Raw genomic sequence first — 20,026 nt, forward strand, 5'->3', positions numbered from 1 at the left:
CGGATAGCTGACTGACTTATGACTTTACCGACATGCTACACTCCCTGTCTAGTTTCCTTTCCAGATAAGTCGGTTGATGATAGGTTTTCAAAGAACACTAACCTAATCTCTTGCCACAGAGATATTTATTAAGCCGCCTTTACGGGCGCACAAAGGTACTTGATGTATTCTGCCATACCTTCTTTGGCAATGGCTTTCCAAGCCTCCTCAATTAGGATGAGTTTGCGGATGCCTTTCAATCTTCTCATCTTGTTGATAAAGACTTCCATAATAATGATGGTCACAATCGGAAAGAGGATTTTGTGGTCTTTGATGGCGTCAATCTCAAACACGATAAAGCGTTTGGAAAGCAGGTCTAACTGCTTATCGGAATTGAGCAGGTAATCATACTCGCCGCCTTTGTAATAAGGTTCCAATACATTGAGAAAATTGGCAATATCAAAGTCTTTTTCTCGTACTTGTTTTTCTTCCAGCACCTTGCGATAATCGCCCTGAACGTATTCATAAAAGCCATTGAAAGAAGGATACACATCAGTATGTTTGATACGTTCGATATAACCGCTAACTGCATTGGACAATGCCACCTCTTCTGAACGGGTTGGCGGTTCATCATCACGTTTCCACAAGGTTAATATCAGGGTCTTGACACTTTCTCTCTTTTCAATGTCGAATACTCCATCATCGGTATAGAAAGGGTTAAAGGCAATGGGATTGTCTTCGGTATAAGTGAAATAGACCCCGTCTTCTCCTTTGGTTTTGCCTTTAATTAGTTCGCACAATCCCTGATAAGAGTTACCGGTATCTACGAGCAGGACATGTGCACCCTGCTCATAATATTGCCTCACCATGTGGTTGGTAAAAAAAGATTTACCACTTCCTGAAGGACCAAGTATAAACTTGTTGCGGTTGGTGATGATTCCACGTTTCATTGGCAGGTCTGAAATGTCCAGATGGATGGGTTTGCCGGTGAGCCTGTCTGCCATCTTGATGCCAAAAGGCGACGGTGAATTATGGTAGTTGGTTTCTTCGGTGAAGAAGCATAATGCCGGTTCAATGAAGGTATAAAAGCTTTCTTCACTTGGAAAATCAGCCGCATTGCCAGGCATTCCCGCCCAATATAGAGTAGCAACATCGGTAGTGTTGTGGCGCGGTTTGCATTCCATTAATGCCAGTGCGCTGCCGCTGTCATTCTTTATCTGCTTGAGTTCGCTGGAATCTTCCGACCATGCCATGATATTGAAATGCGCCCTGATCGAAGACAGTCCAAAAGAATGTGCTTCGTTCAGGTAACGCTCAATCCATTCCTTGTTGATCTGGTTGGCTCGGCTGTAACGGGCCAGTGAGTGCATGTTTCGGGCGGACTTCTCAAACTTTTGCAGACTCTCATCGCTGTTATCCAAAAACAGGTATTGGTTGTAAATATGATTGCAGCTGAGCAGCAATCCAACTGGGGCGGCAAATGAAAGGCGACAGTCGCTGCGGTCGGTAGACAGTTTTTCGTAGCGGGTATCTGCCGATACCGTTCCGGGCAAATCATCTGTATCTGACAAGGTGTGCAGGCATAATCTTTTGTTGCCGACACGTACCTCTTCACCTCCGAGTGAGATGTCCTGTAATGGTGTTCCGGCTTCTCGTGAAAGTGTTAGGTACTGTTCGAGTAATCCTTGTTTCCTTTCCGTACCAATTATGTCATCTTCGCTCAGGCGCTTTAGTTTGACAAATCCACAGTCATTGATAATACGCTCAAACTGAGCAACCGCTTCCATAAAGCGCTGGATTGCTTCCTTGTCCCTAATTTCCTTTGGTATAAGTGAACCTTTGCAAAGCGATGAGAAATTACTCTGCAAACGCATTCTCTCCTTTGAGGTCTTGGTCAAGAACAGGTAGCAGTAATGGTTCAGGAACGGGCGCTCATTGAAATGACGCTGATAGGATTTTGCTAAAAAACTCTGGTCGTCTTCTGACAAATCAGGGGCGTAACTTTCCTTAATGTACCAATCCTGTTTATGGACAACTGTAAAATCTGGTAAAGTTTTGATGGCTTTATGCCAGGCGGAATGTATTGCTTCATACTCGGCGGATGCTACTGTAAAAAGCTCTGGCAGTTGTACCTGAAAACATGCTGTTATATCTGCATCTTTTGACAGGATACAATTATTCTCAACTGCCAGTAGAGGGAACTTGCTTTCCAGTGTTGTGGCTTTTGCTGCATTTCTCATACGGCACTGGATTTAGTGGTGAATTTGAGGTAGCGGTGTACAGGCTTGCGGCAGACGATGTAATGAGGATGCCTTTTTTTTGCACCTACCTTCATCAGTCCGTGTTCTCCATACTTTCTATTAAGGGAGAAGGTTTGCCATACTATCAGTGAAGCACCGCCGGTTCCGAGAAACAGGCAGATATAGGAATTAACCCCGGCCATATAAAGTATCATGATTAGGATAAGTGTTCCAAGTAATCCGCCGGCGAAGATGAACAGGTATTGTGCTTTGAGACCCTTAAATTCTACTGCTCTTCCGATACCTTTATTGATATTGTAATTGTTCATATATCAATTTTTTAAAGGAAGAAGGAACGCAGAATGGTAGCTGCTACAATCAGGAAGATACAGGCTCCAAACCAACTTGCGGCGGTCTTACTGGTATCGGGATCTCCGCTGCTGAATTTGTTGTACACTTTAACACCGCCAATAAGGCCAACCACGGCTCCAATGGCGTAGATGAGCTGTGTGGCCGGATCGAAATAGGATGTTACCATCTGGGTCGCTTCATTGATACCCGCAGTGCCGTTGCCTTGAGCAAGTGCTGCACAAGCTGACAGAAGCAGAAGACCTGATAATCCTCTTTTTTTTGTTAGTTTCTCCATGATTTGAATAAATTAGATTATTACTTTTTCCTGATTTTTTCAGGTTTTTAAGCAAATCTATCGGAGAACAGCAGATGTAATAATGATGTGTCTTTGAGAGGAGTTGTTTGGCTTAAAGAGGTAGTTAATAAAGTTTTTTCTTATGTTTGTAACAGGTGACTCTTGAACTAAACCACTTCAAAGTTCCACTTTTAAGAAACCACTTAAATGAATCTGAATGAACCTTAAAAAAATATTAGATACCTTATTTATAGATAGAAGTGGAACCTCTATTGCTGGATTAGGTGATATTGCCCAAGCAGAAAAATATCTACAGCAAGCATACGAAGGGAGGTATTTTTTTGAGTTAATCCAAAATGTGCGAGATGCTAATAAAGAACTGAATATGGATGGTGAAATCTTTATCACTATTCTTAATAATACACTTTACATATCAAATACTGGTGCCGGGTTTAGTCAAAAAGGAATTGAGGAAGGAATTACTAGGATAGGAAAAAGTACAAAACACAGTCAAGATTATATAGGCTTCAAGGGAATAGGCTTTAAATCAATAAAAGAAATAACTGAAAATCCTAAAATAATAACCAAATATGGAGCTGTTTATTTTGACAGAAAGACCACTATTAAAAAATTTGCAGAGCAAAAATTGGAATTAGAAGATGTTCCTCTTTTTCATTTTCCACATTTTGATACTGAACAACTCTCAGAAGTTGAAATTGAAAAAGGGATTGTGACAAAAGTGGCGATGCCTCTTAAAAAAGAGATTACAGAAGAAAAAATCATTACGGATTTTTCCAAAATTCAAGCTGAGCAATTAATTCTTCTAGGTAATATCCAAACATTAAAATTTGAGTTTGGCACGGATGTTACAAGTTTTTTAATTAATAAAAACTCTAAAAAGAATCTGATTGAAGTTCACAAGAATGACAGCACTATAATTAATTACAAATACTACTCTCCAGTCGATAAAATTGAAATTTCCCAGGAAGTAATTCAGTCTTTAGAGGGAACAGAAAAAGAGATATTCACTAATAATGGTTTTGTCGATGTAAATATTGTTTTAAAACAAGGAGAAAATGGACAAATAGAACCGATAGAACAAGCAAAACTCTACCTTTTTTATCCTTTGCAAATAACTTCGGGTTTTCGCTTTATTATTCACAGCTATTTTATTGTAAACCCTGAAAGGAAAGCTTTAAGAGAATCAAAATTAAATGACTTTCTTCTTTTTTCAATTGGAAAATATATTGGAAATGAAATGCTTGCCAAACTCAAATCTACTAAAATTAATACCAATAGAGTACTTTGTTTCAAAAGGAATAAAGACGCAAAATTAGATATATTGTACGACAGCGTGGTAGCTGAACTGAAAACACAAAAATTTATTTATGATAGCCGAACAAAAAGATATTTTCGTCCATCAGAAATAATGGTTGCCGATGGGTTCGACAAAGGACTTTTCCCCGATGGGAATTTAGGAGATAAAACTTTGATCTATACAGATGATAAGGAAGTGAAAGATTGGCTATGCGATGAGTTTAAAATCACTTATTTACATTATGATGATATCGCCAACCAAATTGAAAGTGAATGCAAGCGGCAGTTAAAGCAAAAGAAAGTAAAGTTCTTTCAAAATCTTTACAATTACGTAAGCAAGCACCAAGGGTTAGACCTGACAGGAAAAAAAGTTTTACTTACTAACAATTGGCAGCTGGTTTCTAGCGAAGAAGACGTTTTTTATAGAGGAAAAGGGAGTAAGCAAAGACCAATCGAATTGGCAAATAGTATTCAAAAACAGATTCATTTTATACATAAAGATATAGTCATAAGTGATTTTAGAGAAGGAAAAAGTCGTACAGGTATCACTGAATTTAACACTTATGAACTTGTAAGACGTCTGCTAAAACTGTTTAACAAGAACTCTGTCCCAAATATTGATTTACTTAATGCACTTTTTAATATCAACGACCTAGATGTAAAATCAGACTTAGAAATAAGAGAAAAGATTATTTTGCCTATAAAAGATAGTGGAAAATGGCTATCTCCACTCACCAATCCCATATATTTTGAAAGTGAAAACCTGAAACAGCTTTATCCTGATGGGAATTTTGTTGATGACTCCGTTTTAGTATGGAAAAATAAACAAAATGACATAAATCTTACTACTGAATTTTTAAAGAAGTTTGGTGTGTGGCAGATTCCTGCCATCTATGTAATAACGAAACAAATAATAATAAGAACTAAAGAAAAAAGAGATCGTAAAATACAAAATTTTTCTGGCCTTTCAGCACGACCTTTTTACGTTTTTAATGATCGTGTTTTAGATATACCAGTTTATTACAACACTTGGTTTACAAGTATGATCATAAATAATTGGATTATCTATCAGTCTTTTATTCAAAATGATTTACTTCCAAAATTACTGTATTGCAGTAACACTAGTAATTGGAGAAATGTAAATAAAGAAGCATCAGTAAAATTGAGTCAATTCGTGGAAGTTCTCTCGAATGAAAAATGGATATGTTTTGAGGGAGAAGATGATGGATATTCAGTCAGTGAAGTTGTTGGTATAAATCATTTTGATTTCAGTCAAGCACACAATCAGGTAATAAGAAATTTTTTAAGGCTATTACCAATGGATTATGGTTTAGGAAAAGATTTTATTAGGGAAATTGAATTAGTTCATCTCAATGGTAATTCAATTGATAATTTTAAAAAACTTCTAAATAATATTTTCGTAAGGTATAAAACAGTGATTCCAGAGGGAAAAGATTTTATAAATTTCTATAATCGTATTCTTGGTAAGCTTGTTGATTTCTACGATACAAATCCTGCCATAGAAGACAGTATTGATCAACTAAAGGAAACTAACTTTCTAAGTATTGATGAAACAACAAAAACACCACGCTGGAGTGCTGCACATCAAATATTTTACATAGATGACAAACCTGGTTATGATTTGCTTCCGAATGGAATTAAAAAAGAAGTTCAGCCACATTTCACTAACAGGGATAAAAACACTTTTGGTAAGATTGCCGGCAGAATCGGAAAAAGATTTTCAAGGTCTATTGAAAAAAAAATCGTTGATACAGAAATTATTAGAACACACACTTTAGTGTCTTTTTATGAACTGCTGCCTGAATTTGTTGCACTGCTAGAATCGCACCTTGGCGATGCGATTAGTAAACATTTTGGTAAAATTAAAGCTGTTAGAGTACTGGAAAAGGAAAATTTAGAAGTTGAAATTTCTGTTGGTAATTCGCCAAAAATGCTAATCCCAGTAAGCCATTTTATCGATTCTGAGTTCAATATTCATTTGGGACCTAGTCATAGCTCAATGAATCGAAACAAACAGATTGCTGAAGCAGTCAATGAATTTTTCATCAACATTTTGGATCGTGACTTGCGCAATTTCACTGCTAATTTACTTAATTTTCTAAATACTAATAACAAGTACGATTACCTTAAGAGTTATGATATAACGGAAGAACGGATTAATGAAATCCGTGACAAGTTGAATGATTTTATTTTTACACCAAACCAGAAATTTTGGGAAGCTATTCTATCAGCAAAAAGAATACAGACTAGAGAAAATTTGTTCATCGAAAACCAAATAAATTTAAAAAAAATATCTGCGATACTTGAAATTGAATTGGCAATTGTTCAGGAAATTGAAAATAAATTTGTTTTTACAGAGACTAGTAAAAGTTCAAATATTCTTGTCCTTACAAATTTTCTAGGCCTGCTTTCAATTACTTTAAATGACATCAATAAATTCATTTTTCCAAAGATTGATTTTAGATATATATATCAGAACAGATTGTTGAAAATAAAAAATAAATTTGAGAGAGGTTTTAATGCTTTATTACATGAACATCTTAGTAAACAAATTAAGGAGGAAAAATGCCTTTACCAAAACCACCTCGATAATTTTAAAATAAATTTTAAATTTTCGATTCCTTTAAATACGCTTGAACTTAATGTTGAGCAATTCTTTTTAGAAGCACTATTGGGTGAATTTCCTTTTCTGGAAATTAAACTTAGTGATTTAAATAATGATTTTAATCATTTTGACCCTATTGTGATTTACTCCATGAACCGTAAACTATTAGAAAATAAATTGGCATCCGTGGACTTTACAGATGAAAACCTTGATGTTTTTCTGGCTGATAACAAAGTGAGAAGTTTGTTGTATTTCAATGAGGTAGATTCATTGAGAAATAGTTTTATAGATTGGTTGTCCACTTTGAAAAAAGGAAATAATACACTAGATAGTGAATCAGAATTAGAAGATTTCCTAAATGAATTCAGTAACCAAACTGATACGGAGATAGAGGAAGTTTCAACTCAAAACGTTGATGTTACCTCTGGAAATGGAAATAGTTCAGCAGGAAATGGGAGGAGATTTGATGGAGGTGCAAATGATCAATTCAAAAAACGCTTAGGTTTAATTGCGGAAATGGTTGTTTATGAAAAGCTAAAAACTATGTATGATGAAGTTACTTGGGTTTCAAAATACGCAAGTAAGATTTACAGAGCACATTCAGGTTATAATCCAGAAGGGCAAGATGGTCTAGGTTATGATATTGAATATTTAGACAGTGAAGGCAACAAATATTTTGTTGAAGTAAAAGGTAAAGGTGACATTTATGATACATTTGAGATTACAAAATATGAGATCGAAAAGGCCCATAAGGAAGGGAACTTTTATAAGCTCATTTTGGTAACCCAAATAATGGATAATTCTCAAAGGAGAATCAGAGATTTAGGTAATCTCTTTATACTTGCTGATGGAGAAGATTTTTTCTCAAATAGTAAATTCTCTGCCATTTACAGAAACTTTGAAATTAGGTTTAAAGAAATAAATGTGTAGTTTTCTCTAGCAGTTTTCAGATAAAATCCCCAATATCAAAATCTTCCAAATCATTTTTCCGCAAAGTGGAAGAACTGGCATCGGTTTCAGAAGAAATGCTTCCGTCCAATAGCTGAGCTATCTTACGGGAGGCACTTTCCATGGAATTTTCCAGCAGACTGAATAATTCGGTTCCCTGTACTTTCTGAACAATAGCAATCGCTGTTTCCTTTTGAGATGACTCCAATTTTTCTTTTTGCAGTAGCACCCCCACGGAGCTTAGTTCTTCAAAGGTAACCCCTTGGGCAAAACCGTAATCCCCACCTGATATTCCGTACCTGTTCCATTCTTCTTCCTCTTCCTCATAATCAGGCATATTTCTGAAAATATAGTCCAGTTCTTCCTGCGGAATTTCAATATCAAAATCGTTTTCTTCGATTTCTGATTCAAAATTATCAATCTCTTTTACCAAGTCTGCGTTTTGGCTATTTGAGGCAATACTTGGCATTAAAAGTCTTTTCTTTGGTTTAGGAATGCCCATTATTTCTGGTAGATTGGGATTTACAAATGGCGGCCGCTCTTGTTTTGAAATCACCTTTTTTTTGATAATCTTGTCCTTTGATAAAAGGACAATGACAATCAGCAGACATATAACAATCACTATCTCCATGGCTAAAAAATTGGTTTGTGCTTATCATTATAACTCTTAGTAATCTGTTCTCCAAACTCTTGAAAATGGTGCTCTAACAAATTATCCAGATAGGCATAAATGGTTATTTTATCTTCACCGATAACTTGTATGATACGGGACATCTTTTCATGAAAATCAGGACGTATATATACAGATTTTCCATTGCGGGCATTGGTTTCGACTCTTTTGAAAAATACTTTTTCATAATCCGTTTCAATTATCTTTTTTGTCTTGCTTCGTTCTTTGATTAACAGTTTTTCCTGTTCCGGCTCTTTTGTTTGTTTCCGGGGAATTTGCATACCTTCCTTTTTCACGCCATCCTCCATTATCGTCATCATCAGCTCTTCGTCGATTTCAGGTGTCGCTTTTTTCTGTTCATCTTTCTGCATAGTACTACAATTGGATTGTTTTTAAAAACTCCGTCATAAACTGGTCAAATCGACAGGCTTTCATTAGTCGTTCGTCCGGAGGCAATATAGTAGAGCGAAAAACGGTTTTAGCATCAGCTTCACTTTCTTTGCGAAAACGCATGCTGCTCATAATCTGTGATTGCATAAGATTCAATCCCAAATCGCTAATGAGCCCGTTATAAATATCATATAAGGATGAGCGTTCACGTCCGTCCACCTGATTCCAAAATAAGCTAATATTTTCTATGGATGTTTCTCCCTTTTTCATGATTACGTCCGTCATCAACTGTGTAAAAACGAGTGTACTTTCCATGACCAAACGGTCAGCCGTAATAGGTGTAAAAATATAGTTCATTCCTGCTAAAGCTTTTAAAATCCCAGGCGTATTCACCGTTCCGGGAAGGTCAAAAAAGATAACATCAATGGGAACTGTCGACGACTCTGCGAAGGCATATGCAGCTTCAAGAAGACCTTCGGCTTTATGTTTCATAATAGGATAAGCCTTTTTGTTGATGGTGGTGAACTGCTTATATGCCATCCGCTTGAATACATCGTTTTCCATGACAGTAGCCATATCACGGGTACGCATTTTTTCTAAACTGTACTGGGGAAAATCACAATCAAATATGGCTACATTATAGCCGAGCCTGTAATGTAATATACTGGCAGCAATTGCGGTAAATGTACTTTTGCCAACACCTCCTTTTTGAGAAGAGAAGGTAATAAATAGGGTTCTGTGTTTTGTCTTCATTTGTATAACTGTTTATAATTACATATTTGCTTACATTGTTTTTTATCATCCCATGTATGGATATAGCCCTGCGCGTATTTGTATATCTTCTTATCTGCACATAGTTCTATTTCCATACATCAACAACTATCTATGTCTCTATCGCTGCATAATTGTCCGTCCACAAGTAGAAAGCAATCTATTCAAATACTAGCATGTATAATCTCGTGCATTTGCATATAGGGATCTGACTACCTATGATTTCAAGTCCTTAGCTACCATTATATGTATTTATGTAGCTATACAATTACGATGGTATATATAGCACAAAGCTTAAATGCTTGTACAAAGAAATGCAGATACATACCTGCTCATATCAAGCTGTCTTAAATTGTCTTTAGGTGGCGCTTTTTAGCTGTGGTTCATCCTGCAATGGTTCCATTTTCAGGACTTTACTTTGTAAAGGTTTTAATCTGTTGAACAGATAAAAGCTTCACATCAATTTTGGGGTTGCAACCGGAACGGCTAAAGGCCGTTTTTCCCTGCTAACTTTAATCCGTCCCGAAGGGCGGATTTTCCTTTCACCCGAAAGGAGCAAGTTGTGTTTTGAGCTGCTCGAAATGAATTCCGCTACTCAAAACAACTTGCCCCGCTGGGAGCTGAAAACATTCTCCAAAGTCGATGTTTTTATAATATTATAACTGGATTTATATGGACCAAAGCAATAAAAAACAATTAGGGAAATCCGGACGCAATCCTAAAAAGGATCCGGCCGTATTTCGATATTCCATTTCATTGAACGCTGAAGAAAACGCTCGTTTTCTTTCTCTTTTTGAACAGTCAGGAATGAGTGTAATGGCACATTTTATCACTGCTTGTATTTTTCAGAAGACCATTAAAACAATCAAAGTTGACAAGACCACTATGGATTATTATATGCGCTTGACCACATTATACGGTCAGTTCCGCTCAATCGGAGTAAATTATAACCAGATTGTTAAGCTGCTTTATCGCAATTTTTCGCAGAAAAAAGCTGCTGCTTATCTCTATAAACTTGAAAAGCATACAACTGAAATGGCAGGATTATGCCAGCAAATCATTCAGCTTACAGAAGAATTTGAAACAAAGAATCTAAAAAAAAGCGACTGATATGGTGGCTAAAATTGGCAGAGGACAAAATTTGACAGGTGTACTTTCTTATAATCAACTCAAAGTTGAGAAAGAAAATGCACAGATTTTGTTTACCCATAAAATGCTGGAAACACCTGATGGACATTTTTCTATTGCTCAAATGCTCCGCTCTTTTGAGCCTTATTTGCTGGCGAATCGTAAAACGGAGAAAACAGTACTACATATTTCCTTGAACCCGGATCCAAAGGATAAAGTAAATGATGAAAAATTTACTGCTATTGCAGAAGAGTATATGCAAAAAATGGGATACGGCGAGCAGCCTTTTGTAGTGTTCAAGCATACCGATATTGAACGTACCCACATTCATATCGTTTCGGTCTGTGTAGATGAAGAAGGTAAGAAAATTTCAGACAGTTACGAGCGTAAACGTTCGATGCAGTTATGTCGTGAATTGGAAGAAAAATACGGCTTAGTCTGCGCAACAGACAAAGTATACAAACAAAACGAGAATGTATTCCACCCAGTGAATTACAAAACCAATGATATTAAAAGCCAGGTTGCTTCTGTAGTACGGTATCTACCTAAATTCTATCAGTTCCAAAGTATGGGCGAATACAATGCTTTGCTATCCTTGTTCAATATTACTGCAGAAGAGGTCAAGGGAGAACTTCACGGACAGCCCAAACAAGGCGTGGTCTATTTTGCCTTGAATGAAAGTGGAGAAAAAGCAAGTAACCCTTTTAAAGCATCCCTTTTTGGAAAAACGGCAGGATATATTCAGCTTCAAAATCATTTTGCAGCGTCCAAAGTGCTACTTAAAGAAAATGATGCGAGACCTACAATTAGAAAAGCAATTGAAACGACCCTGCAAGTGACCACAAGTGAGCAAGATTTTAAAAAACAGCTTTCTGAAAAAGGTATTAATGTTGTTATTCGTCGGAATGATAGGGGCCGAATTTATGGAATTACATTTATTGATCACAATTCCAAAACTGTATGGAATGGTTCTCGTTTAGGGAAAGAACTCTCAGCCAATGTATTCAACGATTGGTGGGATAAAGGGCAAAGACCGCAAGTCAAAAACACTGATGATATAAAAATGACTTTAGCTAGAGCATCATACGAGAATCTACCAATTGACAAGCTACACGATTTATTTGATTTTCTAAGAAATGAAATTTCTCCTAATTTAAATAGTGAAAATAGTAGTATAGAAGGTTTCGGCGGATTACTTCCCGAAGCTCAGGTAGATGATTATGAAGAACAAGCATTTACAGATCGACTGAGGAAAAAGAAAAAACGAAGAAACAATAACAATAATTAAAAAACAGTTGCTATGCAAGGAGAAGATGACTTAAGAGGGTTAGCCAAGATTATGGAGTTTATGAGAGCAGTCAGTATTTTATTGTTGCTGATGCACTGCTATTGGTTTTGTTATGGATTCTTTAAAGAAGAACAATGGACATTATCTATTATTGATAAAATATTGAAAAACTTTCAGCGAACGGCTGGACTATTTTCCCATACGCTGTATACGAAGCTATTTGCTTTGGTTCTTTTGGCACTAAGTTGTTTGGGCAGTAAAGGCGTGAAAAACGAAAAGATTACATGGAGAAAGATCTATACAGCGCTCACAGTAGGCTTCGTTTTTTTCTTTCTCAATACTCCGTTACTTAAGCTTCCCGTAGAAATGGGTACGTTTTTATATATTTTTACTTTAGGTTTGGGCTATATTGCCCTACTTATGGCAGGTGTATGGATGAGTCGATTACTTAGAAACAACCTCATGGACGATGTTTTTAATACTGAAAACGAAAGCTTTATGCAGGAAACCCAGTTGATGCAAAATGAGTATTCTGTCAACCTGCCCACCAAATTCTGGTACCAGAAAAAACAGCATAACGGCTGGATCAATATTGTAAATCCTTTTAGAGCAACTATTGTACTGGGTACACCCGGATCCGGTAAATCCTATGCCATTGTAAACAACTATATTAAACAACAAATTGAAAAAGGCTTTTCAATGTATATCTATGATTTTAAATTTGATGATCTTTCTACCATTGCTTACAACCACCTATTGAAACATACAGACAAGTATAAAGTCAAACCAAAGTTTTATGTAATCAATTTTGATGATCCAAGAAGAAGTCACCGATGTAATCCTATCAATCCAGATTTTATGACCGACATCTCCGATGCCTATGAGTCTGCATATACCATTATGCTTAATTTAAACCGTTCTTGGATACAAAAGCAGGGTGATTTTTTCGTCGAAAGCCCAATTATCCTTTTGGCAGCCATTATTTGGTTTTTAAAAATTTATGATAATGGAAAGTACTGTACTTTTCCTCACGCTATTGAACTGCTCAACAAAAAATATGCAGATGTCTTTACAATTCTGACCACCTATTCAGAATTGGAGAATTATCTTTCCCCATTTATGGATGCCTGGCAGGGAGGCGCTCAGGACCAATTACAAGGACAGATTGCTTCCGCTAAAATTCCTTTATCAAGGATGATTTCACCACAGTTGTATTGGGTGATGACTGGGGATGATTTTTCCCTGGATATCAATAATCCCAAAGAGCCCAAAATCCTTTGTGTGGGCAATAATCCTGACAGGCAAAATATTTATTCCGCTGCTCTTGGATTGTACAATTCCAGAATTGTAAAACTCATCAATAAAAAAGGACAGCTCAAGAGCTCGGTGATCATAGATGAGTTGCCAACCATATATTTTCGAGGGTTAGACAATTTGATTGCTACTGCACGAAGCAATAGGGTGGCAGTATGTTTAGGATTTCAAGATTATTCTCAATTGACGAGGGATTATGGGGATAAAGAAAGTAAAGTAATTCAAAATACGGTAGGGAATATTTTTAGCGGACAGGTGGTAGGTGAAACAGCCAAAAGCCTGTCAGAACGTTTTGGTAAAATATTGCAGCGACGTCAAAGTATGACTATCAATCGGAATGATAAATCAACTTCTATTTCCACACAATTAGAAAGCCTTATACCGGCTTCCAAAATTTCTACCCTAACTCAGGGAATGTTTGTAGGAGCCGTTTCCGATAATTTTGATGAACGTATCGAACAAAAGATTTTTCATGCGGAGATTGTGGTAGATAATGAAAAAGTCGCTGCTGAAACCAAAACCTATCAGAAAATCCCGGAGATACTTTCTTTTGTAAATGAACAGGGAGAAGATATGATGAAGGCTGAGATTGAGGCTAACTATAAACAAATCAAACAGGATATTATTGGAATAGTGTCGGATGAACTAGAGCGAATTAAAAATGATCCGGATTTACTGCATTTGATACCAAAGACAAAGTCAGATGATAAAAAAGGCGATACTCCTAAATAAATACACTTTTCAGGGTTGTAATCAGGAGATTTTCAGTTTCTGAAGAGGCGGCGCTATTTGATCTTCTTGTGGATTTTGTTCAGGTTCCTGTAATTGTTGTTCAGGTGTAATGGACAGTTGTATTTCCCTTTCCACTGCAGCTAATTCATTTTTTAATTCCCCTAACGTATGCTCTTTAGTCCATATCGTGTTTACTACTTCTTCAAGGACAGGGATATCTTTTTCAATTTCATTTATCTTCTTCTGTTCTTGACTTATCAATCCCGGTAGTTTTTCTAATGCATTTAAAAAATTCATAGAGGCCAGTTTAGGGTCGGTCGCCATCTGTCCATTGTTAAAGGTATATTTGATATTGCCTTCGCCTTGTATAAAGAAACGATTATCTCTGATTGTAATTCCTTCTTTTTGGGATACCTCTGTTTTAACCAAAAGTGTAAATCCGTATAATGTGCCGATTTGCTCATACTGTCCCTCTGTACGTGCTTTTTCAGCAAGGAGATTCAGTTTTTGGCCAATCTGTTTTATATCAACATCCTCAGATAATCCAATGAGCTGAACCGGATTCAATACAGTACCATCCTTATTCTTTTGGATGCGTTTTTCAATATTCTTCCAATCGATGGACATTCTTTTTAGCAAGGATTTTGCAGATTCAAGGGTTGCCATACTATTTTCAAGTTTATACCTTGACATAGACTTGGAACGAATAAAAGCTTGTCTTTCGCTTTCCAAAGAAGTAATCTTTTTTTCCAATTTGGCTTTTTCCAGTAAATCGGTATTACCGGAAAGAATGGCGACATATTCCGAGAAATTCATTCCTGATTTTTCATCCATACCGCCTTCGTCAATGGTACGTTTACCAAGACTATTGTTTTTGAGCTGATCTATAAATAACTGTTTATTGTGCAGTAGGTTAAATTTGTAGCTGTCCAAAGATTTTTCAACGGCATAGATGATCACGTCTACTTTGTTATCTGCAAAAAATTTGGCAATCTCATTGCCTTTTCGGATGGCTCTGCCATCCCGCTGGGCTAAATCACTTGGTCTCCAAGGTGTGTCCAAATGATGTACGGCAACTGCACGTTTCTGGGCATTGACACCAGTTCCCAGCATATCGGTTGATCCAAACAGTATTCTGATTTTCCCTTCGTTCATGGAACTTATGAACTCCTTACGCATCTTGTCGGTTTTTGCCTCCTGGATAAAACTTATTTCATGTGCAGGGATCTCGTGATCCTCAACTAGTTTGCGTTTGATTTCCGAGTACACATTCCACTCAGTTTGTTTGTAGGTTCCTAGATCGGAGAATATAAATTGAGTTCCTTTTTGGGCACTAAAGCGATAGTAATATTCTGCCACCTTTGCTGCACAATGGGAAGCTTTACTGTCCGGATGGTCATCATACTTCTGACTGATCATTCTCATGTCTAAAGACATTTTGCGGGCATAATCGGTAGCGATCAACATTTTTGCTTTTTCTTCGGATGCAGATAGTTTTGCTCTTCCCAATAGTGTTGCATCACCTGTTTTGGCAAACTCCATCAGTTTTTGGATGAATATTTCCTGTTGTGGAGTTGGTGGAATATTATGCAGTATTTCATTCTTCTGTGGACGATCAATACCAATATCTTTTGCCGTCCGATAATCTGTAATCTCTGTGTAAAACTGAGCGAGTTCCGGTACTTTTATAAAATATCGGAAGCGTTCTTTCTGAACGATATTGTTGGCCACTGAAAATTCGTAATCGGTAGTTTTTCTTGCATAGATAGCTGCCCATGCATCGAAACAGTTAATGCCTTGTTTTTCCAGTGCCTGCGGGCGTAGGTATTTGAACAATAAATAAAGTTCGGTCAGCGAGTTGCTTATAGTGGTGCCCGAAAGAAAAGTAGCCCCTAAATCTTTTCCGCTTCGTTCTTGTATAGTTCTAATGGCAAACAAAAGGTTCAATGCCTTCTGGCTTCCCTGCATATTACCGAGTCCAGCAACGCGGTCATGGCGGGTATTGAACATCAGATTTTTGAATCGATGGCTTTCATCCACCAATAAGTGATCAATGCCCATCATTTTAAAATCGACTATGTCATCCTTGCGGTTTTCAATATCATGTTGCAGTGTTTTGAGTTTGACCTCCAGATTTTGTTTTCGAATAATAACTCCCTTAAGCATGGCTCTTGATATTTCTTTGCCCTGTGCCTTTAATGCTTCAAGATTCTCTTCAACACTATCCAACTCTATCTGTAATATTTCTTTTTGCATTTCAGGTGATTGTGGAATCATCCCGAACTGGTCATGAGTCAGAATGATACAATCCCAATTGTTGTTTTTAATATCTCCAAAGATACGCAGACGTTTTTGAGGTGTAAAATCTTCTTTGCCTGGATATAAAATTTTAGCATGTGGATACGCTGTGCGGTAATTTTCGGCTATTTCGTGAACATTGGCTTTGAGTCCAATAATCATCGGTTTATGCGCTAATCCCAAGCGTTTCATTTCCTGGGCGACAATACACATAATAAGTGTTTTTCCCGCGCCAACCTCATGATCACATATTGCTCCACCGTTTAGTTTGATCATCCATATCGCATCCTTCTGGCTGGAATACAGGTCTTCAATCCCCAGCGCTTTTCTGTTCAGTCCGGGAAAATTCTGATGACTACCGTCATATTGGGGACGGACAAAACAGTTAAAGGTGTCGTTGTATTTATCAGTCAGACGTTTCTTAAATTCATCGTTTTGAGCATAGAGCCATTCAGAAAACGCTTTACGGATTTCATCAATCTTTGTATTGGCCATCTGGATTGCTTCCATATCCCGAATCTTTATTTCCTGATCACCATGCATTACTTTCTTGGTAATATCAGGTGTAGTGTTTACCAATCCATGTTTAAGCAAAGCAATTCCGTCATAGGACCGACTTTGCGATTTTATAGCATACTTCTCCGTTATGCGGATATTTTTGGTATCACAATTAATTGAAAAATCGTCTGTATTTTCTGTGTAATGAATCCGCACATCGGTATCAAACAAATGGGAGGCAAAATGGTTGTAAATACCCGTGGGTATCCAGCGCTCACCTAAATTAAAATCCAGTTCTTCAAATTCAATGCGTCTGGGAACCGCTTGTTGCAGAGCGGAAAGACTATCCCGGGCTTGCAGATCTTCAGGATTTTGCTCTAAATAGTTCTGTACTTCCAGTGCTTTTTCCACCACATTTCCTGAAACCCATCGCTCCGATATTTCATACTCATTTTCCAAAGGGTTATAAAAAATACGTCCTTCCAGGCTCTCTTTCAGATTATCAATTGATAATCCGCTGATTCGCGTCATATAATTTAAGTCGACAATCCCATACTTGTTGAGTGATGCGGCCAATGTCTCATCGGGATTATTAGCTGTCAGTGTATTAACTGAAAAACTGACCGGATGGTGGAAGATATCCGATTTGTGAATCACACCACCAACCACACGTTCCAGATAAGGGATTTCATTTCCTGCACTATCGGTTTTGATTAATTGGATGTTTTCGGTGTTGTTCAGGTTTCCAAATCTTTTGACAAAGACATCATACAGACGGTTGAATGTTTCCCTTTCGTGTGTATGTTCGGTTTGCTGTTCGGCTTCTTTCTGATACAATTCCAGATAAGCATCACGTACCTGAATATAGGATTCTGCCCGTATTTTTTGTGTAGGGGGGAGTGGTAGTGGCTCAAATTCCGCTTTTTGTTCTTCGGAATCTATGGAGGTAAGATAACCGACATTGCCTTTGAATGTCACCAGACAATTCTTTCGGTAAAAAGACTGAAGTTTGTCCGTATAAATACGTAATTCCTTAGCGTTTATATTTTGTGACCCGGTACTATCTGAAAATAGATCTCCCAAAATGGGCTTGTTTTCTCTGTTATGTTCTTTTGAGAATGATGGTGTTGTGTCATTTTGACTAATGGTTAAATCGAATAAATTTCCCTGACGGATAGATGAAACTACTTTTTGTTTCGATGGTTGAATAGTTTTCTTTTTTAGTGGTGCTCTTTTTATATCCGGCGTGATTTCATATAAGCTAAACAGGCTCAATTGTGACATTTCTGAAGAACTTGCGGTAACTACAGATATACTTTTATCGGGTGCTTCTTGTGTAATTTCAACAGGAATTATAATAGGATTAGTTATTGGAAATTGAGTAACAGATTCTATCTTATGATGTCCGTTATATAATTGTGAATCCAAATTATTGGAAATATCACGAGATAAAATGTCTTTTAAATCTTTTGCAATGCCTTCAACACCATCTTTATGCTTATAAATCCATGCAGGTTTGCCATATTGATCCGTTCCTTTATACAATGAGGTATGTACTACACGTTGCGGGTTTTCAAACAGCAAGTTACTTGTGATATTATCAGAAGTTATATAGGTTTTGCAGAATTGTTGCTCAGTTTCAGAAAGTCTTAATTTAGCATTGTTTTTTTGAAGTACTATCAAATCACTTCCAACTTCAGTCCCGGCGTAATCGGTAAACAAATTATTTGGCAGACGTATGGCTGAGATAAGGTTACAGCTTTGCATCAATGACTGGCGTATTGATTCATTTTTGGTACTATTAAGAATACCCTGTGAGGTAATAAATGCCAATATTCCACCATCACGAAGTATATCTATCCCCTTTAAAAAGAAATAATTATGAATACTTCTGGCAGCTTGTATGCGAGCGGGATCTTGGCTGCGTATATAAGAAAGGTCAAATATGGAGGTGTCACCAAATGGGATATTACTGGCAATAACATCATAGCTTTCTTTCTCTCTATCTGGGATTTCTTCAAATCCAGCAGTGCGGATGTTGTTATCTGGATAAAGCTGTTTTGCTATTTTTCCTGTGAGTAAATCTTTTTCATATGCAGCTATATGTGATATTTTTTTACCGTTAAAGGCTTGTATAAATAATCCTGTTCCTGCTGAAGGTTCTAAGAAGCGTCCGATCCTTATTTGGTTTTCCTGCAAGGAATTTGCAATGGCTTCAATAATTGGAGGAGGGGTATAAAAAGCAGTCAGGACTGAATTTTTTACACTTTCAATGTAACGATGATATTGTTTTTCATCATCAGCATTATCTTGTATAAGTTGGTAAAGTTCTTGGGTAAGTGGGAATAAATCTTGTTCGGATTTTACCCAACGGCTAATATCTTCAGGCTTAACGACAGGATTGAGAATAAATTTAAGGCCACCGAAGCCACTGTATTGCCTGAGTAATTCCCGTTCGGTTTCAGTAGCTTGACGTTTTTCCTTTTCCAGTTGAAAAACAAGTTGCAACGCCTCTATATTCTTTTTTAAATGTTCTTTCTTATTGAAGGCCATTGTCTTCTATCCAAATTTGAATAGTCCCGGTGAGTTCGGTATAGAGCAGTTCATATTCAGGGCTGTCTGAAAAGTTATCAGTAAGTTGATATTGCTCAAATAGAACGCTACAGAAAGGTAACATTTTTAATGCGAAAGGTCGCAGTTCTTCATCAGCCATTATGGTATCGAACTCATTACAAACGACTTTAAACACGATATCGAATTTTGAAAAATGTAATCCTTCAAATAAAACATGTTCCGCAATCTTGTTGCATTGCTCAATTGTATTTCCAGCGATGAAAGCATCATTATATACTTTTGCTGCCAATTGTCCACGTCTGTCTATAAAATTTTTATTTCCAGATAGCTCAGGAAAACTAGTATTGAGTAATTCCTTTAATCTTAGTGAATAATAGGACATTTTATTCTTTTCTGCAGGCATAATTATTTATTATTAGGGGATTTTAAATTTACTTTATTAAAAAGCAAGAGTAAAAATAAAGATATGTATTATATAAGATATATCTGTGGCATAATTTGGCAGGAGAAGGCTTTTATTGACGCCCTTTTAACTATAAACATTCACTTTCTTGTTGCTTTTTTTGCTAATTCATTAAATCAAAATGATTGAAAATGATACAACTTA

Annotated in this window: 11 protein-coding genes and 1 pseudogene; 4 read left to right on the plus strand and 8 right to left on the minus strand. The window is 36.9% G+C overall.

Translation table 11 applies throughout. The features are described from left to right. Positions 1-137: 137 nt before the first annotated feature. The 3 genes and pseudogenes from OZP08_RS08395 to OZP08_RS08405 form a co-directional block, all read right to left on the minus strand. Positions 138-2,219 (minus strand): annotated as a pseudogene (locus OZP08_RS08395) (TraG family conjugative transposon ATPase); the annotation flags it as partial. Then, positions 2,216-2,548, minus strand: coding sequence for a DUF4133 domain-containing protein (locus tag OZP08_RS08400; protein WP_281323464.1), 333 nt, complete (start codon positions 2,546-2,548; stop codon positions 2,216-2,218). The gene OZP08_RS08400 and the pseudogene OZP08_RS08395, both read right to left, overlap by 4 nt. A gap of 11 nt (positions 2,549-2,559) precedes the next feature. Then, the gene (locus OZP08_RS08405) at positions 2,560-2,865 is read right to left on the minus strand and encodes a DUF4134 domain-containing protein (protein WP_281323465.1); all 306 of its coding nucleotides are present in this window, start codon (positions 2,863-2,865) and stop codon (positions 2,560-2,562) included. Between the two features lie 217 nt (positions 2,866-3,082). Here OZP08_RS08405 and OZP08_RS08410 point away from each other — a divergent pair, with 217 nt between their 5' ends. Then, entirely contained in the window at positions 3,083-7,738 is a 4,656-nt protein-coding gene (locus OZP08_RS08410) for a protein NO VEIN domain-containing protein (protein ID WP_281323466.1), read from the plus strand. Positions 7,739-7,754: 16 nt separating this feature from the next. Here OZP08_RS08410 and OZP08_RS08415 read toward each other — a convergent pair whose 3' ends face one another. The 3 genes from OZP08_RS08415 to OZP08_RS08425 are packed head-to-tail and all read right to left on the minus strand — an operon-like array spanning position 7,755 to position 9,569. Beyond that, the gene (locus tag OZP08_RS08415; RefSeq protein WP_281323467.1) at positions 7,755-8,387 is read right to left on the minus strand and encodes a conjugal transfer protein TraD; all 633 of its coding nucleotides are present in this window, start codon (positions 8,385-8,387) and stop codon (positions 7,755-7,757) included. A 2-nt stretch (positions 8,388-8,389) separates the two neighbouring features. Beyond that, on the minus strand, positions 8,390-8,797 hold the full coding sequence (locus OZP08_RS08420; RefSeq protein ID WP_268849181.1) for a DUF3408 domain-containing protein: 408 nt from the start codon (positions 8,795-8,797) through the stop codon (positions 8,390-8,392). Between the two features lie 4 nt (positions 8,798-8,801). Continuing rightward, complete coding sequence (locus tag OZP08_RS08425; RefSeq protein WP_268849182.1) at positions 8,802-9,569, minus strand: ParA family protein; 768 nt, start codon at positions 9,567-9,569, stop codon at positions 8,802-8,804. Between the two features lie 690 nt (positions 9,570-10,259). Here OZP08_RS08425 and mobA point away from each other — a divergent pair. From mobA to mobC, 3 genes are read left to right on the plus strand one after another with little or no spacing between them, the layout of a single operon-like run. Continuing rightward, positions 10,260-10,697, plus strand: coding sequence for a conjugal transfer protein MobA (gene mobA / locus OZP08_RS08430; RefSeq protein ID WP_281323468.1), 438 nt, complete (start codon positions 10,260-10,262; stop codon positions 10,695-10,697). A gap of 1 nt (position 10,698) precedes the next feature. Next, the gene (gene mobB / locus OZP08_RS08435; RefSeq protein ID WP_281323469.1) at positions 10,699-12,003 is read left to right on the plus strand and encodes a conjugal transfer protein MobB; all 1,305 of its coding nucleotides are present in this window, start codon (positions 10,699-10,701) and stop codon (positions 12,001-12,003) included. A 12-nt stretch (positions 12,004-12,015) separates the two neighbouring features. Next, complete coding sequence (gene mobC, locus OZP08_RS08440; protein WP_281323470.1) at positions 12,016-14,049, plus strand: conjugal transfer protein MobC; 2,034 nt, start codon at positions 12,016-12,018, stop codon at positions 14,047-14,049. Between the two features lie 21 nt (positions 14,050-14,070). On the opposite strand, the gene OZP08_RS08445 is transcribed toward mobC, so the two are convergent. After that, positions 14,071-19,398 (minus strand): N-6 DNA methylase, encoded by a 5,328-nt coding sequence (locus tag OZP08_RS08445; RefSeq protein WP_281323471.1) that lies wholly within the window; start codon positions 19,396-19,398, stop codon positions 14,071-14,073. Next, positions 19,385-19,822, minus strand: coding sequence for a DUF1896 domain-containing protein (locus OZP08_RS08450; protein ID WP_268849184.1), 438 nt, complete (start codon positions 19,820-19,822; stop codon positions 19,385-19,387). Before OZP08_RS08450 ends, OZP08_RS08445 begins: the two co-directional genes overlap by 14 nt. Positions 19,823-20,026 lie beyond the last annotated feature (204 nt).

Source organism: Flavobacterium aestivum (assembly GCF_026870175.2).
Lineage (GTDB): Bacteria > Bacteroidota > Bacteroidia > Flavobacteriales > Flavobacteriaceae > Flavobacterium > Flavobacterium aestivum.

Excerpts from the sequence above, each read along its gene's own strand:
- OZP08_RS08400 (WP_281323464.1), bottom strand. The coding sequence starts at position 2,548 with ATGAACAATTACAATATCAATAAAGGTATCGGAAGAGCAGTAGAATTT.
- OZP08_RS08405 (WP_281323465.1), bottom strand. The coding sequence starts at position 2,865 with ATGGAGAAACTAACAAAAAAAAGAGGATTATCAGGTCTTCTGCTTCTG.
- OZP08_RS08410 (WP_281323466.1), top strand. The coding sequence starts at position 3,083 with ATGAACCTTAAAAAAATATTAGATACCTTATTTATAGATAGAAGTGGA.
- OZP08_RS08415 (WP_281323467.1), bottom strand. The coding sequence starts at position 8,387 with ATGGAGATAGTGATTGTTATATGTCTGCTGATTGTCATTGTCCTTTTA.
- OZP08_RS08420 (WP_268849181.1), bottom strand. The coding sequence starts at position 8,797 with ATGCAGAAAGATGAACAGAAAAAAGCGACACCTGAAATCGACGAAGAG.
- OZP08_RS08425 (WP_268849182.1), bottom strand. The coding sequence starts at position 9,569 with ATGAAGACAAAACACAGAACCCTATTTATTACCTTCTCTTCTCAAAAA.
- mobA (WP_281323468.1), top strand. The coding sequence starts at position 10,260 with ATGGACCAAAGCAATAAAAAACAATTAGGGAAATCCGGACGCAATCCT.
- mobB (WP_281323469.1), top strand. The coding sequence starts at position 10,699 with ATGGTGGCTAAAATTGGCAGAGGACAAAATTTGACAGGTGTACTTTCT.
- mobC (WP_281323470.1), top strand. The coding sequence starts at position 12,016 with ATGCAAGGAGAAGATGACTTAAGAGGGTTAGCCAAGATTATGGAGTTT.
- OZP08_RS08445 (WP_281323471.1), bottom strand. The coding sequence starts at position 19,398 with ATGGCCTTCAATAAGAAAGAACATTTAAAAAAGAATATAGAGGCGTTG.
- OZP08_RS08450 (WP_268849184.1), bottom strand. The coding sequence starts at position 19,822 with ATGCCTGCAGAAAAGAATAAAATGTCCTATTATTCACTAAGATTAAAG.